The sequence below is a fragment of the Symplocastrum torsivum genome (assembly GCF_059505465.1).
The window spans coordinates 1-16438 of sequence record NZ_JCACKQ010000038.1 but is presented as its reverse complement, the minus strand read 5'-3'; the positions used below and the strand labels follow the sequence as shown (position 1 = coordinate 16438).

Genomic DNA, 16438 nt, shown 5'->3' with positions numbered 1-16438 from the left:
ACAATCAGTCTATTTTACTAACTCTTTACAAAAGGAGAGTATTTTTTAAAGTATTTATAAGTTTTTTTGGATTTTGCAACAATATTGCTGATTTTGCGGTACAATCCAGCTTTTCTAAATTGAGCTATCTGCTACACCCAACTTAACGATCAGCGGTTCCTCAAACTTTTGATGAATTCCAGATAGTACTATATCGAGATACTGGCGAAGCCGCTGTTGCTGCCGAAAGTTTGGATAATAGAGCTGCTCCTCTTCTCGCTCAAAAATTCCTGTATTCGTTGGATCAGCGGAGTAAAGTAGATCTTGCTTTGAGGCTGGAGCTAGCCAGCTAGCATTTTCAATTGAAGGCACCAAACCAAGAGGGAGCTGACCTTCCACCAAGCGGACAATACGCTGATAACAAGCACCTGTATTTAGACCTTGACGCTCCAATTGCTGCATGATTTCCTCAAGGCTATAGAGATACTTGCCGGAGTCTAGTGCAGGTTCAGAGAAAGCACGTAGCAGTTCTGAAAGGAGGAAATAGTCGCTGTACTGTTGCTGAAGTCGGTTTAACACTAGAGGATAGAGCGGCAAACTGGCAAGTCCAGCCGCAACCCAGTTTCCTGTTGAGGAATCGCTATCCTGAATCAACGTGGCGAGTGGAAGCCGTTGGCGTACCCAGGTTTGCAGTGCAGCCAAAACACCAGTACCTCCAACACAGAAGGCTTGATAAACGCCATATTCAGAGATGCCTGTTTTAAGCAGCAGTTTATTCAGTTCTGACCCAAGTTGTTGAGTGAACGGTAGAACCACACGGTTTTCTAAATCTAGACGCTTGACGCTCCACTGGGTATTGCCGACATTTAAGGTAAATTCCTCTTTGTGTTGCAAAATTACCTTCAGGTATCCAGCCGCTTTCAGAAGTGCTTGCCCTAAAGGAGAATTTTGTAGCAGTACACTTAAGCGATCGCGTTTTTCCAAGTCAGGTTGACCCGGTAGCGGCAGTTCAAAATCACTTTCCTGTAATAACTGCTGGCGTTGCGGCTCAGATAGCTGAGGATACAACAACTGGCAAACAATATCTTGATCGATAAAATGACCCGCATACGGCAGACTACATAAAGTAAAGTCGCTGTAAGTTAAGTCCTTCGGGTTATCCGGTAAATCAACTAGCGCAATTTCCGTTGTGGTTGCCCCAGCATTGATGACTAAAGTACCGCCCTTTAGAGACTGATGTTTTGAAGAGTCCTTTGACTGAGTGTGTAAACTAGCAAGGATAGGTGCGATCGCATCTTCTAGGAAGAAAATTTGCTCAGCGTGCCTCACTAAGCCTGATTCCAGGACAGCTTCCCGTAAATTTAAGCGATAAGTATCGGACCAAGCCGCTGGAGTGCCTAGAACAACTCCCTCTAACTGCGGCAAGACATCTCTCAACATTTCGGATTCTAGACCAACGGAGCCTACCTTTATTGCAGCATCCACTGAATCACCCTTGGGCAGCAGCGTTGCGAACAAGGCTTGTAAAGTGCGTCGCACCCAGTATAGGGAAACTTGCTGCTGATTTGGCAATTGTACTGTTGGCTCCCATCCGTAGTGCCTAGGGCAATAGTAGGGAATGCCAAGATTTAGGTAAGGTTTAAAATTCTCTAAGAAAATTCCAGGCTGCTTATCCGCTAAGGTAGATGCCAAAGAACCAACAACAATCGGTGCCGCTGGCATCTGAACATAGTAAAGCTGTTCTGGCGAAATATCTCGACACGCTGAACCGGAGTAGGTCATTGCTGGTAAACGAAAGACACCCTCACCAGAACGATAAGTAGCGGATTGAGGGTTCACCATTGGTAGTTCGTTCGACCAATAGATGGGGTATTGCTCAGCAGTCGAGCGGTTCAATAGGGTAGCTGAAATTCCTGTACTACCGAAGTCAATTCCTAAGTACCAGACAGCGTTTCTGATAGCGACCTCCAATCAAGTTGAGTGTGCAGATATATAAGTATTTACCCGATGAGGGGACTTTTGGGTAGTTCTCAGGTGCATATCCTCCATGACAGGGTCACGATGTTATCTGTGCCCTATCAATAGACCTGTCTTGAAAATGGAGGCTGAAACAACGCTAAATCGTTCCTATACCTATTTTCATCGCAAGGTTCGTGAGCAAAGGCTCATGGTCGTCTCTTGCAAAAGTCAAAAAATTACCCCCTCAGTCCCCCCTTGCCAAGGCTACTGTATATACACAAGTTTCCTGGTTTGCCCAAAACTCTCCCAGACCTAATATCACTGGGAGCTAGCGCGGAACCGTTTGCCAGTTCCGATCAATGCCTGTTCTGGCAAACGGTTCAGAAACGCGATCGCATCTAACAAAAAAAACCAGTGTCTAACCGTTAGACATTGGATTTCTCTTTTTCAAGGCATCATCTGGTCGAGAACTGCCTTCACTCGTTTGTACAGTGGCGACTGCTTGCCCACTTCCAGCGCTGCCAAGATGCGATCTGCGCTAGCTCTTTCAGAGCCGCTCCGAAGAGAGCAGCAGGTTTCTCGCTTGTGAGTGCCTTCTAGTTCCTTAATGAGTTTGAGGTAGCGATCGCTTTTGAAGTGTTAGATGACCTAGAGCCAATGTAACCGCAACGGAAATATATAACGGATATACATCAGATCTTGGACTTTATCACCTATAGATGGTTCTGTAAGGAGCGAGTGTGATCGCACCCTTGCCTATTCGGTCTTACCCACTGCGGTTTGTTTGATCGAACGGTAGTGAGAGAGTTACCGCAACTGGTAGGAAAGCTAAACTTGAGTGCAGCCGTGTAAGCTTGGCACATTTCACTATGATAATTACGGAAAAGTTGATTTGGCTTGGGCTAGGCGTTACCGCAGTCGGGTTAGTTTCGGGAATTTTCTACCAAACAGTTAGTGAAGCTGTTGATCGACATAAATACCCTCTGCTAGGTCAGCTTGTTGATCTTGGGGGATTTCGTCTGCATCTCAATTGTATTGGTCAGGGTACACCAACAGTTGTCATGGATGCTGGTGCTGGTGCCCCATCAATCACATGGGGCTTGGTTCCGCAAAAAATTGCTGAATTTACCCGTGTGTGTACTTACGATCGAGCGGGTTTGGGCTGGAGCGATCCCAATCTCAGGACACCGCGCACGAGCCAGCAAAGCGTTGATGAATTGCATACACTTCTGACCCAAGCTGGGATTAAGCCTCCTTACATTTTGGTGGGACACTCCTTGGGGGGAGCCAATATGCGGCTATATGCAAGTCAATATCCAGAAGATGTGGTGGGATTGGTGTTGGTGGATTCCTCCCTAGAAAGCTACATGACATCCGAAACCTGGAAACGTATTAAAAGAGAGGTATGGCTTTATCAAGTTATGAGGGTTGCCAGTCGAGTTGGTGTGTTGCGATTAATCGGGGAACTCAACTTGTTGCCAATTCTTGAAGAGATTAAACAAAAAATTCAAAAATATCCGTTAGCCGTCCAAGCCTTGTTTGATACTTACAAATCCTACTGTTATCGTTCTCACTATTGGGCAACCGTATCTAGCGAATATGCCAACCTAGAAAAAAGCTTTGAGCAATTACAAGCTGTTACATCCTTGAATAACTTGCCCTTGCTCGTGTTAGTTCAAGGTGCAAAAGCTCCAGAAATGAGTGATGAAAGATTCCAGAGGTGGCAGGAACTTCAGTTAGATTTAACTAAACTTTCGTCTAATAGCCAATATATCATTGCCGAAACTAGTGGACACCTTATTCCCTTAGAGCAACCTGATTTGATTGTTAGTGCAGTTCGTCAACTTGTTGAGAGAGCTTGAAGTCAACAGTCCCATCATAGGTTATATAACCCCTAGCCCCTTCCCTGCGAGGGAAGGGGCGCCATCTCAAAGCTCCTCTCCACCTCGGAGAGGGGTTTGGGGAGAGGTCTATCGGCTCGTGTGTACACGGTAGCTTGCCAAGGGGGAAGCAAGAATAATCCGGCTCCCCTGCTCCTCCTACTTCCTACTCCCCACTTCCCGCTCCCTTCTGGTTGTTAGGTTGCTCTGGGTTTGTTGTTTTGGGTTGAGGTAAGGTTGTATCGAACTCCGTTTCACTTGATGTCTGTGCCTCCTGCGCCAGCCTGTCTGATAGCTCAACTTCCGCTAAGGCTTCGTTATCCGCCACAACAAGCTCTTCTGGCATAACAATGTCTTCAGATACCACAGGGTCTTCCGAGCCAGAAGGCTGTGCTACCGCTTCCTGTTGTCCAGCGTCTAAGGAGGCTTCTCGCAAGGGATCGACTTGAGTTTCAACGGGTTCTGGAGGCAAGACTATCTCTTGAGTGTTGTTGGGTGCATCATTCCACATATCTGCACTCAAGATTTGATTGTTAAGGATATTTAGCCCTAAGTCTGTAGGATTTGCTGGTGGATACTCTGGACTGGATTGAGGTGGTACCTTGGCTGGACTCCCTTCCACTACTGGTTCATCCAACGCTTCATGATCAGGAGCAATCAACTCTGAATCCAATCGGTTCGATTGTGAGCGATCGCGTTCTGCTTCAGTATCACTCAGAGTGTTATTGACTAGGTTCTCCCTTTGTAAATCCTGGGGAGTTTGCGGGAAAACGTTGGTTTCAAACTCCAAGTCGGGTGAGCTAATCATCTCCTCGGTTGTGCTGTCTACTGGCTCATCCCAGAGCATCTCGACAAACGTCTCATCCTCAAGAGCGTTTAGCTCTCTAGGTACACCTATCTCCTCAGGAGCTTCAGAGCTGGCGCTTAGAGTATTCTCATGGTCTAGCTCTAGTGCTTCAGAAGGAAATAAATCTGGGTCAAAATCGGATTCAATAGATTCAGGGGCTGCTGACGGAGAAGGCTGTGTAATCCCATTATCGCTAGCGATTGTTGCAATTTCTTCTCCACTGTCATTTTGAGGAGAGTCTGCCAAATTTTGGGAGATAGCATCCTCATCGGATAAGTCATGGTACACAAAGTCTTCCCAATCTTCCGCCAATAACTCCTGCGATGCCAGGAAGCGATAGTTTGTCTGGTGGGAGTTAGGGATTTCTGGCGCAATTAGTGGCGCTTGTGAATAATCAAAAAGCGATCGCTCATCGTCTTGACTTTGAAGATCTTGACCTTCAGACCCTTCAAAACGGGACAAGTCTTGCTGAAGCTGCTGAAGTGCGTTTTGATTTAACCAAACTTCTGGGTCGAGTTCGGTTTCTAAGGCATCCATTGCCAGCAAATCCTCTTCGGGTAAGGCTGGAATGTAGTTATCCTCCACGACATCAACTGTTGGGGGTTCGCTATTAGCCGTGGGTGGTTCCGAGGGTTGCTCAGGTATTGAGTGAGGCTCTACAGTCGGTAGCAGGTGAGTCAACCGCATCTCGTCAAATAAATCAGTCAAGGCAGCAATGGTTTCAACACCTTGCCGTCCGTTTGTGTTAGTTGACGAGCTAGCAGGTTCTGATGAGTATTGGTTTTCTGCCAACTCTGACTCACTTGGGGGCTGAGTCGCTGTGTCTTCAAAAAATAAAACTTCCCACGAGTCTGACGAATCAGTTCCTGACCAATTCGATGCCTGCGACTCAGTCGGTTCAACGGCTGGGTCACTAAGCCCTTCAAACAGGACATTTTCAACCTGAGAGGAGACAGGAGTAGCGGAGTCGGTAGCTACGGGAACCTCTGCTTCTGTTGCTCTTAAGCGACTAGCTGAGGAGTCTGTACCAAATAGAGTTTCATACAAATCATCAATTTCTCTGCCATGGCTATCGAAACTAGATGTTAGTTTGCTAGCTTCACCAACTCCTGTCTCTTCTGCTGAGGGTGATATTGGCAGATTCTCAGCTGTTGGATCTGACTCCACTGAGGCGGGTAAGGTTGAAGGCTCGATATCTAGTTGGATGAAGGTTGCTAGACCATCATCTTCATCTGGCTCATTAGTGGGATAGTTAAGTTCTAGTTCTTCGATAATTTCCCAATTATCAGAGTTCAGGTTTTCTAGGAGAGTCTCTTCAGGTGTCGGCTGAATTGATCGGTCAAGCGTTGGTGCTGATGTTGGTGATATCGAGGAAAGGTTTGGCAGTGCGTCTGGGCTGCTAAATGAATCAGTAGCACTTTCTGGGGCGCTGGAAAGTGTCTCTGGGGGTTGCAGGGGGAGTGGTGGCAATGGCGTTAGTGAGCTATCCCTAAGCCCAGTAGCATTGCTCGGCAGCACTGTCACTGGTTGTGTGTCACTGGTTGTGGTGGTTTCTCGCCCCAACTGCTCGGCTAAACGATTCACCAATGCGGTAAACAGTAGCTCTCCTTGCACACTCAAGCCATGCATCTTTTCCAATCCCTGAGCCATAGATTTCTGGTAGCCCTGAAGATTGCACTGTAGTGTCTCAAAGATCTTCTGTTGATTAGCGTCTAGAGCGAGCAACATTTGATCGGACTGGTCTTGTATCTGTCGCAGTTGCTCTACACGATCTTGCGACTGGAGTACGCCCCCCAGTTTGCCTTGAGGTGTACTCATTGCGATCGCCGAACCAGGACTTGCCAACCGAGCTTCCAGATTCGCGAACAACTGAGTCATCTGAGAAGTCAAGCTTTCAGTACAACGGCTAATCAATTCTTGAGAAAAATCTGCCGTCATTGGTGGTTGGGCAGGATGACGCGAGGTTGGAGAATCAAGCTGCTGCCTTGTTCGTTGCAGTTGCTTGATTTCGTGCATCAAAGACTCTCGCTCTTGCCGTAACGCTTCCATATCTTCCAGCAAGGGGTGCAGCAAGTCAGCCCGAAGAAAGTCCATTTCTTGAGTGACGGCTTCGACAATCTCCTTTACTCCTTCTGGCAACGCGGGGTTAGCTGGTCGCTGTTCAGGTACTGCCCCATTCTGCTGCAACGAGACTAAGTAGCTACGAACTCTCTCTAAAACCCGGCGCTCTTGGGCGATGTCGCCTGGCTTAGACCAAGGTAGACGGGAGCCTGCTTTAGGGAGGATGCCGTCAATATCAGCAATCAGAGATTGAATATCCTTCTGAAAAGTCACGGTGAAACCCTTGAGGAAAACAAGTACAACAACGCAGGCGTGATATCAAGTCCGTTACATTCCTTCGCTAATAGACTTGGGTTGTTTGTCTGTTGGTCTGCTTCCACTGACAAAAAGCGACAATGTCAAAGATACGAAGTGAGCTGTACGGTTGATATGGTGTGATCTCCGGGTCTCTAATGATAGAGTGCCGGAGCGACCAAGCTAGTCAGAACATTTCATCGGCACGCGATGAATATAGATTTCCCCTATTCCCAGGTTAAAGATACAGCCCTTTCCCAATTCCTGACTAATAAATCGAGGAATTTGGAAAAATTGATATACAGTTAGCTTGATTGTCATCATCATAAACTCATTACTGCTTCACAACGAGGCAGGTGCAGTATCCTACACTCAGATTTTTTGGAGGCTAATCAAGATAGCGCATAATAACTGTGTGCCTATTATCCGATAATTGCCTCAAGCTCTGACAGGATTAGCGATCCAAGGCACCTCCGATGTGTAAAGCTGTTGTTCTGTCATGGGTGAGGAAACGACCACTGCATCCGCCATTCTCGCTTATCTTGAAAGGTTGATGGGGTGCCTGAACCCTTATAGTTCTCAACGGCTCTGACTGTTGCTCTTTAGGGGTTATGGGTTGAGGAAACGCTTCCTGTCTCAATCTAGTGGACAGATGAGCATTTATTTGTCCACTGCTTTTACAATTTGCTCGTGATCTCATGGAAGACCGATACAACTCACACGAAATGAACTCAAATGTTAATGAGTTGATTTGCGCGGCTCCGTTTTTTACTGGGTTACCGGAGAACACTGTGGAGCAAGCTACATCTCATGTTGTCACTCGCAGCCATCCAGCTAACCGAGTCATTTTGCTGGAAAATGACTGGGGCGGCTCTGTGTACTTTATTTTGGAAGGTTGGGCAAAAATTCGCACCTACAACCTTGATGGCAAAGAGGTAACCCTAAACATTTTAGGGAAAGGAGAATTATTCGGTGAAATGGCGGCACTGGATGAGGTTCCTCGTTCAACCGATGTCATTACTCTCACTCCCACAACGATTGGCAGTATTCCAGCTCAGGATTTTGTCCAGTTAATTCATAATGAACCACTTGCCGGTGTCCGTCTATCTCAGCTAATGGCAAAGCGTCTACGTCAAGTGAATCGGCGTCTGCGTCTACGAGAGTCGGATAGTACCTCGCGAGTTGCTGATACGTTGTTGTTTCTCGCAGAGGGACAAGGGAAACTAAAGCAACAAGGAACAGAGATTCCCAACCTACCCCATCGAGAGTTGAGTAGCCTGAGTGGACTAGCACGGGAGACAGTGACACGAGTGCTGACCAAGTTAGAAAAGAAGGGGCTAATTGTACGGGAAAACGATATTATGGTTATCCCGGATGTATCGGCTTTGGAACGGATTATCGCGTAGCCTAGGGTTATAGGAACCAGTGCATCTGTGCGTTGATGTTCCTGCCTACTCTATCTACTTTAAACGTTTATGAGTTTTCAGAAAATTCTTGTAGCGATCGATGAGTCCTCGTTGTGCCCTTCTGTCTTCTCGGCGGCGCTGGAGCTAGCGCATTCAAACAAAGCGGCACTCAAGCTGCTGCACTCCATTGCTCCTGAGATTGTCAGTGAACCAATGCCTCCGGTTGCGCTTGATACCAGCTTGAATATGGGGTTTGTGAATAATAACTACCAAACTCAACAAGTCTTGATGGACAACCAGATTGAGGAAGCGCGAGCTGTACTAAATCGCTACAGTGAAGAAGCTGCCCGTCAAGGAGTGCTAACGACTTCGGCTTACGAAATTGGTGAAGCAGGTCATCGGCTGTGTGATGAAGCAAAAGCATGGGACGCCGATTTAATTGTAGTTGGGCGTCGGGGTCGTACAGGCTTGACGGAAGCGTTGCTGGGGAGTGTGAGTAATTATGTGGTACACCATGCTCCTTGTTCAGTGTTAGTCATTCAGGAAGTAGAGCTTGAGCCACCACCTCCAGCCGTGAATGACCGTTCTCTAGGTGTGATTAACCCACCTTCAATCTAGGAGGAGCGGTTAAATTGAGATTGGTCAAGCGTTTAATAAATCTGAATGAGCGATTCTTATAATGATGCCCAAGCTTCTCGCCCCGATCCTTTAGAGGAACGGAAAAACAAGCCTTTCAACTCAGAAGATGACCCCTGGATCGATGATTTGGACTCGACTGATGAGGCGAGTCGAGATACCTCATCACCGGCATTAACAGCCCAAACGGATGAGTTTTCCCGGTCATCATTTGGGACAGTGCCTCCTGGAAGAAGTTACTCTCCGACAACTCCGAAACTAGAAGGATTGCCGCTTCGGGCAAAAGCGCCTTTGGCGATGGTCGAAACGGCGTTTCTCGCGAGTACTGCCAGCTTGATTTGGCTGATAAATTTTTATTTTCCCTTGGGGCCAGTGTTGCGGATATTTTTCCCGATCCCGATCGCATTGGTCTACCTCCGTTGGGGAAACCGGGCTTCTTGGATGTCGGCGTTGGTTTCCGGGTTGCTACTGTCGGTGCTGATGGGACCAACTCGTAGCATTCTCTTTTTTATTCCTTATGGCTTGATGGGTGTCCAGTTGGGCGCAATGTGGAGTCGTCGTGCTAACTGGCTCTTTTCTATTTTCACGGGTACGTTGCTGGGTACGTTTGGCTTCTTTTTTCGGTTTTGGTTGCTCTCGATTCTCTTGGGTGAAGACCTCTGGGTTTATGTGACAACTCAGATTACTCAATTAGCAGAGTGGGGATTTTTGAGGCTGGGGTTACTTGATCAACCTAGTCTGAGTCTGATTCAGGCACTTGCGATCGTGATGGTTTTTATTAACAATCTTGTTTATTTATTCGTTGTGCATCTTGTTGCTTTACTGATGCTCGATCGCTTGGGCAATCCAATTCCTCGTCCGCCGAACTGGGTGCAAGTGTTGCTGGATTATGATGGGTGACACAAGAGAGGGATGTGGGCTTTTAAGAAATTTTGGGAAAACCCAGTCTTTGACTGGGGGACTAGCCCCCCAGACCCCCCACTGGGGGCACAAGCGCTGCCCCCACGCCCCCCACGCAAGGGCTAGTCTGTTGGACTTGTGATATTGAGTTTGCTTACTTGCTTCGTTGAACAGTTGTCACTTTTGGTTAGTGTTTAGTGGTCGGTTGTAGGGAAGATAAGCTCTTCGTTGATCCCTAATACCGAATTGTATTCAAACTAACTTTCTCTTCCCCTGCTCCCTGAACCCTCCCCTGCCTCGCCGTTTCTTCTTTTAGCGATTAGCTTCATGATTCGAGTTTATACTCAGCTAGCCCAAGGGCAACGGTGGTTACAGCAGTATCAGGGACACCCACCTGTGTTGGCTTGCATTCTAGGATTTACTGCTACGGGTCTTATTCCTGGTATTTCTGCGGCGGGTGCGACACCGAGCGATCGCGAATATACTGCGATCGCTGATGCTGAATTTTTAGTGAATGGTGTTACTTCTAAACCGCAATATCCCCTACCACCGTTAACGGCTGGGGCTTCTCCGGTGCTGATTTCCCGTGCTGTTGTTGAGGCTTTGGATATCCCTATTTATCTTTTCAATGCTGGTTTACTTCATCCTCTTGCTGTACCTGCTATTGATTTAGGGGGTGTTCCTGCGAAGTGTGTTACTTCAGGCAATGCTCTACCCCTCAACACGGTGAAACAGCTATTTGAGCAAGGCGTAAAGTGGGGACAACAACTGGCAATTGCTGCTGATGGGTATCTAATTATCAGCGAATGTGTTGTAGGTGGAACCACAACGGCTCTTAGTGTCCTCACTGGCTTGGGTATCGATGCAGTCGGTAAAGTCAACAGTTCTCATCCCAACTGCAATCACACCCAAAAGTGGGACGTTGTTCAGATCGGGTTGAGGAAATGGGCAGAAAGGGAGATGGGGAGAGACCTTTCCTCTATCATCCCATCACCTCATCACCCCATCACCTCATCATCTTCTGTTGACCCATTGCGACTAGTAGCAGCAGTAGGAGACCCGATGCAAATTGTGGCGGCAGGTATGGCGATCGCGGCGAGTTGTCGTTGTGGTGTCTTGCTTGCTGGTGGGACGCAAATGTTAGCTGTTTATGCCCTCGCAGAGGCGTTGGCATCAAGGGCAAGCCTGATGAATCAATATTCCTTGGCATGGCAACCAGAACAAGTCGTTGTGGGAACAACTCGCTGGGTTGCAGAAGACTCTACGGGTGACACCGTTGGTTTAGCCCGAAAAATTGGCACTGTACCGCTTTTGGCGACAGAGTTGAGTTTTGCTACGTCTTGTTATCCTCAGTTACAAGCTTATGAGCAGGGATATGTCAAAGAGGGTGTAGGTGCCGGAGGATGTGCGATCGCTGCCTATCTTTACCGAGGTTGGAGCCAAATTCAATTACTGCAAGCGATCGAAAGCTTGGTAGAGCGTTGCTGCCAAAGTTGAATGCTGTCTGTCAGAGTTAGAAAAGAAAACTTTTGCAAGAACTGGATTGACGAACTCCCCGGTCTTTAGGCGTGGGGATTCTGGATTCAAACAATAATTGCAGGCATAACCCGTTTTACATTATCTAGCCCAATGGACAACGCCTTGCCCATCCTTGCTCGTACTACTTGTACGTCCTTGCCTGACGGGGCTTTAAACCCGTGATGTTTCGGTAATTTAGGAGTGGATTCTCCGGGCTAGCAGTTGTTCTTCTAGGGCAGCAATGCGATTATAGGCTGCTGTCAGTTGGGCAGTTAAGCGTTGGACTTGAACATCAGCCGTGAGAGCTTTCTCGCTACTGGGATATCCATTGGTTATCTCGCTATTGCGATCAAGCAGAACATCTTTGTGTTCCATTACAGAGTCGAGCAAGCTTGGACTCTGATAGCTGTGCGCTCTGACGTTAGTAGCTAGTAGCGAACCTTCTGGTGACTGAGGTTGCGTTTGCTTGATTTCGTGCAGCGAGTCTGAAACTTTCTGGCTCAGTTGATCGATGATTTGGTAGAGCGCATCAATCTTATGACTTAAAACGACGATTTGCTTTTGAACGGCATCCATAGGATTTGCAATTCCAATAACTTTTTCTCTTTATCATGCTAGTCACTTTAATGGGAAAAGAACATCCCGTGCTGATTCATTTAACTATTTGATAAAATCACGATCCACCTATTTTCTGAGTTTTAAATGCTAAATTGGGGAAAATTGACCCTATATACACTAGTTAGCGCTCTACGATTTGTCTAAGAAGTAACAAAAAGTATAAAGAGTCACTAAGTTAAAACTCAATCTTCTTTATCTCCTAGAAATTTTGACCTCTTTTAAAAAATGCTTAATTTTCAAGATTTTTTTACGGCTTGTACAGGCATCTGGAAAACAGAGAGGATTTACCATTCGATTCTCCAGGGTGAAATTGAACGCTCTTATACGGAATATCGTGTGGAAACCTTAACAGGTGACCAAAAACAGCAAATTCTGTCACTATCCTCGTTGGGTGGTATTAACGTTGATATGGCACAAGTTAAGTCAAATGAAACAGCGTGTCCAGGGTTTGCGATCGCATTTGAGACAGTTTCAGAAACGGGTGAACAAGTCTCGATGAACCTCAAGGCGCTGTTTGTCCCCGATACCTTTGTCCTCTCGCCGGAAATGTCAGTAGAGACTCCCCCTTTGCCTGGGGCGGCACAGATTCCAGCAACAGAGGAAGTGATTCAGGGCTATTATCTGCGGGATGAGGGATACTCAGAAGCGGGTGCAGTGAAGAGTCGCTTTACTTATCTACCGACGCGCCAAACGTTAGAAATGACGACGTACTATCGGCGCTCAGTTGCCGTTGACCAAATGCGCCTCGTAGCACCCGATTTACGACTTCGGACGATTATCACCTATCAGCGTCCAGAATCAGGTGGTGCCCCAACGGAGATTGACCTAGTGGGTTTTGGTGTTGAGCGACGTCAAGCAATGTAAAGGTTTTATGTTGTTTGTTGTTAGTTATTCGTTGTTTGTATTTTCAACCAACAACCAACAACAAATAACTATCCTCCCTACTTCCTACTCCCAATGATGAAACGACGATCTTTTTTGTACGGTGCTAGTGCTTTGGCTTTAGGTCAGCTAGTAGCTGGGTGTAACAGTCGGCAGCAAGCGTCCTTAAGGGTAAGGCTTTTGCAAGATTCTATTCCAGCTCAATTGGTGGCTGAGTTTCGTAAGGCATTAGATCAATCAGCCGCCGTCAAGTTTGACCCAGAAGAACAGTTGCAAGATTTATTCACGCGACTGAAAGCCTGGAAGCAGCAAGCAGAAAAAAAAGACGAAAAGTCACAGTGGGCTATTCCTTTTGTGGGTTCCAAAAAAACCTTAGTCCCGGATTTAGTGACATTGGGGGATTATTGGCTAGAATCAGCCATTCAGCAAGGATTAATTCAACCCCTGCAGGTGGAAGGGTTGAGGGGATGGCAGCAGTTGCCGCAAGCTTGGCAGGAGATTGTAAAACGCGATCGCCAAGGTCAACTCTCTAATACTGGAGAAGTTTGGGGCGCACCCTACCGTTGGGGTACGACGGTGATTGCCTATCGCCGCGATAAATTTCGAGAGTTGGGTTGGACACCCAAGGATTGGAGTGATTTATGGCGTCCAGAGTTACGCGATCGCATTTCTGTCGTGGATCAGCCGCGAGAAGTGATTGGTCTAACGTTGAAAAAACTGGGGCGTTCTTACAACACCACCAATCTCAGCCAGGTGCAAGACCTTAAAGAAGAACTGTTGGCGCTGCATCAACAAGTCAAGTTTTATAGCTCTGACTATTACCTACAACCTCTAGCGTTGGAAGATACTTGGGTAGCAGTGGGTTGGTCTACGGATGTAATCCCTGTGCGAGCAAATGATCGTCAGATCGATGCCATAGTTCCGCTTTCAGGAACCGCTCTCTGGGCTGATTTATGGGTGCAACCTGCCTCAGCAGCAGTTGACTCTAATACTACAGGCACACAAGAGCAGCAGTCTCTAATCCAGCAGTGGATTGATTTTTGCTGGCAACCTAAACCAGCCAATGAAATCTCTCTATTCAGCAACGCCGCCTCACCGATTGTCACGACTCTCAATCCGGCTAACATACCCCAAGATGTTCGAGAGAATCCGGTGCTACTACCAGACAACTCAGTTCTCGACAAAAGTGAGTTTCTTCAGCCCTTACCCAAAGCTGTAGATGAGGAGTATCAAGCGCTTTGGAAAGAAATTCGCACCGTTAGAGGTTAGCTAGCCTTCGTACCATCGGCACCGGGATAAATCCATAAAAGCCTTCTGCCTTCTGCCCTGGAGCCTTTCTTGGTTCATTGCTGCTGTCGGACTTGACATCACAAACGCTGAGACTGATCTACTCTATATAAATGTGAAGTGAAAAGAGAACTTGCTCGCTTTCCTGTCAAATCCAAAGCAATTGGATGAAGATAGAGCGTGAGCCAATCAGCAGCAGTTGTGTTGACGGAGGGTGTCGTGAGTAGCGTTATTTCAATTACAGATACTGAGTTTGAAACCGAAGTTTTAAAAGCCGAACAGCCTGTACTCGTGTACTTCTGGGCATCTTGGTGTGGACCTTGTCGCCTGGTATCACCATCCGTGAACTCGGTAGCTGACACTTATAGCGATCGCTTAAAAGTCGCTAAGATGGAAATCGATCCAAATCCTGCAACCGTGAAGAAGTACCAAGTTGAAGGCGTTCCAGCACTCATCTTGTTTAAAAATGGTGAGGTTGCGGGGATGCATGAAGGAGCAATTGGCAAGCAGAAATTAGAAAGTCTGGTGGAAACTTACCTGAGTTCATGAGGCTTGAGCTTAGAATTTTGCGGTAAGAAACCTACTTTTTTTCTAAACCTAATGGTTAAGAATTTATCAATGTAGGGAGAAGCTTCTTCGTAGTTAATCGAACCTTGGTTGTATTAACCAGTAATCACTCCTAATTCAGTTTCATCATAATTTCTGGAACTTCCCAGAAACAGTTTCACACTAATGAGATCACTTAAGGCAACTCAGTTCGCCTGTGTGCAACTCAACTAGTCCTATAGCTCCACCAATCCCATGCAGTTTGCTAAGCGTTTACAACCTCTGCAAGCCAATGTCTTTGCCGATATGGATCAGGCAAAGGCAAAAGCTAAGGCATCTGGACAAGATCTGATTGACCTTTCACTAGGGTCTTCTGATCTTCCTGCATTTGAGCATGTCTTAGCCGCGATCAGAGAGTCTTTGTCTGACAAAAGTACTCATGGCTATTTGCTGTTTCATGGGACTCAATCCTTTCGTCAGGCAGCAGCAGACTGGTACACAAAAAAATTCGGCATCCCAGTTAATCCAGAAACTGAGGTGCTAACTCTCATTGGTTCTCAAGAAGGCACGGCGCATCTACCGCTAGCAGTACTCAACCCAGGAGATTTTGCACTATTGCAAGACCCTGGCTACCCTTCTCATGCTGGCGGTGTCTACCTGGCTGGTGGTCAGATCTACCCCATGCCTCTTCTAGAAGAAAATGGGTTCTTACCAGTATTGGAGGACATCCCAATGCCAGTGCTTGCTCAAGCGCGGATGATGGTGTTGAGCTATCCTCACAACCCGACGACAGCGATCGCACCGTTGTCTTTTTTCCAGAAAGCTGTTGCCTTTTGCCGTGAACATGACCTAGTTCTCGTTCACGACTTCCCCTATGCTGACTTAGTGTTTCCGGAAGATGGCATAGAACGCCAGCAAACCCAATCACTCGCTCCCTCGGTTTTGCAAGCTGACCCGGATAAAGAAGTCTCAATCGAGTTTTTCACGTTTTCCAAATCCTACAATCTTGGTGGATTTCGGATTGGTTATGCGATCGGGAACGCCCAACTAATTCTGGCGTTGCGGCAGGTGAAAGCCGCAATTGACTTTAACCAGTACCAGGGAATTTTAAAAGGTGCGATCGCAGCTTTGCAGGGACCTCAAGACGGCGTTAAGGCATGCGTGGATGTTTTCCGTAAGCGGCGGGATACGTTCATCAAGGCTCTACACCGAATTGGTTGGCAGGTTCCTACCCCAGCCGCAACGATGTATATTTGGGCAAAGTTGCCAGAGCCTTGGCAGCAGAACTCAATGAAATTTTGTACTCAGCTAGTAGAAAAGACTGGTGTTGCAGTTTTGCCGGGAGCGGGTTTCGGTAAAGCTGGGGAAGGGTATGTCCGCTTTGCCCTGGTGCAAGAACCAGAAATTTTGGAAGCTGCCGTAGAGAGAATCGCAGGGTTTCTCAACAAAACTACTGATTCGTGATTTGGGAATTCTCAAGAATTTAGCAATTTGACGCTTGGTTATGCGTTTCCTTGGTCAATCCAAGCTACGAATGAGCTGCGAACTCACTAAAATGTGTTTTTTAGGACTTATAGAACCCATTTGAGATCTTAAGAAGAGGCTGAAAGCCTTTTAATCATTAG

At 47.0% G+C, this 16438-nt stretch carries 13 protein-coding genes; 10 read left to right on the top strand and 3 right to left on the bottom strand.

What is annotated here, in order from left to right; all coding sequences use genetic code 11:
• Nucleotides 1–114: 114 nt before the first annotated feature.
• Nucleotides 115–1950 carry a hypothetical protein gene (locus AC5JL3_RS12170; protein WP_496074739.1) on the bottom strand — a complete coding sequence of 612 codons (1836 nt, stop codon included), beginning with the start codon at nucleotides 1948–1950 and terminating at the stop codon, nucleotides 115–117.
• A 331-nt stretch (nucleotides 1951–2281) separates the two neighbouring features.
• Here AC5JL3_RS12170 and AC5JL3_RS12165 point away from each other — a divergent pair, with 331 nt between their 5' ends.
• Nucleotides 2282–2527 (top strand): hypothetical protein, encoded by a 246-nt coding sequence (locus AC5JL3_RS12165; RefSeq protein ID WP_496074738.1) that lies wholly within the window; start codon nucleotides 2282–2284, stop codon nucleotides 2525–2527.
• A gap of 280 nt (nucleotides 2528–2807) precedes the next feature.
• Nucleotides 2808–3800 (top strand): alpha/beta fold hydrolase, encoded by a 993-nt coding sequence (locus AC5JL3_RS12160; protein ID WP_496074737.1) that lies wholly within the window; start codon nucleotides 2808–2810, stop codon nucleotides 3798–3800.
• Nucleotides 3801–3984: 184 nt separating this feature from the next.
• Here the strand turns inward: AC5JL3_RS12160 and AC5JL3_RS12155 are convergent, their stop codons facing one another.
• Nucleotides 3985–6999 carry a hypothetical protein gene (locus tag AC5JL3_RS12155; protein ID WP_496074736.1) on the bottom strand — a complete coding sequence of 1005 codons (3015 nt, stop codon included), beginning with the start codon at nucleotides 6997–6999 and terminating at the stop codon, nucleotides 3985–3987.
• Between the two features lie 719 nt (nucleotides 7000–7718).
• On the opposite strand from AC5JL3_RS12155, the gene AC5JL3_RS12150 reads away from it, so the two are divergent.
• The 4 genes from AC5JL3_RS12150 (at nucleotide 7719) to cobT (ending at nucleotide 11459) form a co-directional block, all read left to right on the top strand.
• Entirely contained in the window at nucleotides 7719–8426 is a 708-nt protein-coding gene (locus AC5JL3_RS12150) for a Crp/Fnr family transcriptional regulator (RefSeq protein ID WP_192217989.1), read from the top strand.
• 69 nt (nucleotides 8427–8495) lie between these two features.
• Nucleotides 8496–9044, top strand: coding sequence for a universal stress protein (locus AC5JL3_RS12145; protein WP_496074735.1), 549 nt, complete (start codon nucleotides 8496–8498; stop codon nucleotides 9042–9044).
• A gap of 315 nt (nucleotides 9045–9359) precedes the next feature.
• Nucleotides 9360–9962: a DUF2232 domain-containing protein gene (locus AC5JL3_RS12140; RefSeq protein WP_192218041.1), complete on the top strand. Its 603-nt coding sequence runs from the start codon at nucleotides 9360–9362 to the stop codon at nucleotides 9960–9962.
• A gap of 327 nt (nucleotides 9963–10289) precedes the next feature.
• Nucleotides 10290–11459: a nicotinate mononucleotide-dependent phosphoribosyltransferase CobT gene (gene cobT / locus AC5JL3_RS12135; RefSeq protein ID WP_496074734.1), complete on the top strand. Its 1170-nt coding sequence runs from the start codon at nucleotides 10290–10292 to the stop codon at nucleotides 11457–11459.
• Between the two features lie 216 nt (nucleotides 11460–11675).
• Here the strand turns inward: cobT and AC5JL3_RS12130 are convergent, their stop codons facing one another.
• Entirely contained in the window at nucleotides 11676–12056 is a 381-nt protein-coding gene (locus tag AC5JL3_RS12130; RefSeq protein WP_496074733.1) for a hypothetical protein, read from the bottom strand.
• 267 nt (nucleotides 12057–12323) lie between these two features.
• Between AC5JL3_RS12130 and AC5JL3_RS12125 the strand changes: the two genes are divergently transcribed.
• The 4 genes from AC5JL3_RS12125 to AC5JL3_RS12110 all read left to right on the top strand — a co-directional run bounded on the left by AC5JL3_RS12125 (nucleotide 12324) and on the right by AC5JL3_RS12110 (nucleotide 16277).
• The gene (locus AC5JL3_RS12125) at nucleotides 12324–12962 is read left to right on the top strand and encodes a phycobiliprotein lyase (RefSeq protein ID WP_496074732.1); all 639 of its coding nucleotides are present in this window, start codon (nucleotides 12324–12326) and stop codon (nucleotides 12960–12962) included.
• A 93-nt stretch (nucleotides 12963–13055) separates the two neighbouring features.
• Complete coding sequence (locus tag AC5JL3_RS12120) at nucleotides 13056–14249, top strand: extracellular solute-binding protein (RefSeq protein ID WP_496074731.1); 1194 nt, start codon at nucleotides 13056–13058, stop codon at nucleotides 14247–14249.
• Between the two features lie 237 nt (nucleotides 14250–14486).
• A complete protein-coding gene (gene trxA / locus AC5JL3_RS12115; RefSeq protein WP_192218039.1) occupies nucleotides 14487–14816 on the top strand; it encodes a thioredoxin in 330 nt (109 codons plus the stop codon).
• 252 nt (nucleotides 14817–15068) lie between these two features.
• Nucleotides 15069–16277: an LL-diaminopimelate aminotransferase gene (locus AC5JL3_RS12110; protein WP_496074730.1), complete on the top strand. Its 1209-nt coding sequence runs from the start codon at nucleotides 15069–15071 to the stop codon at nucleotides 16275–16277.
• Nucleotides 16278–16438 lie beyond the last annotated feature (161 nt).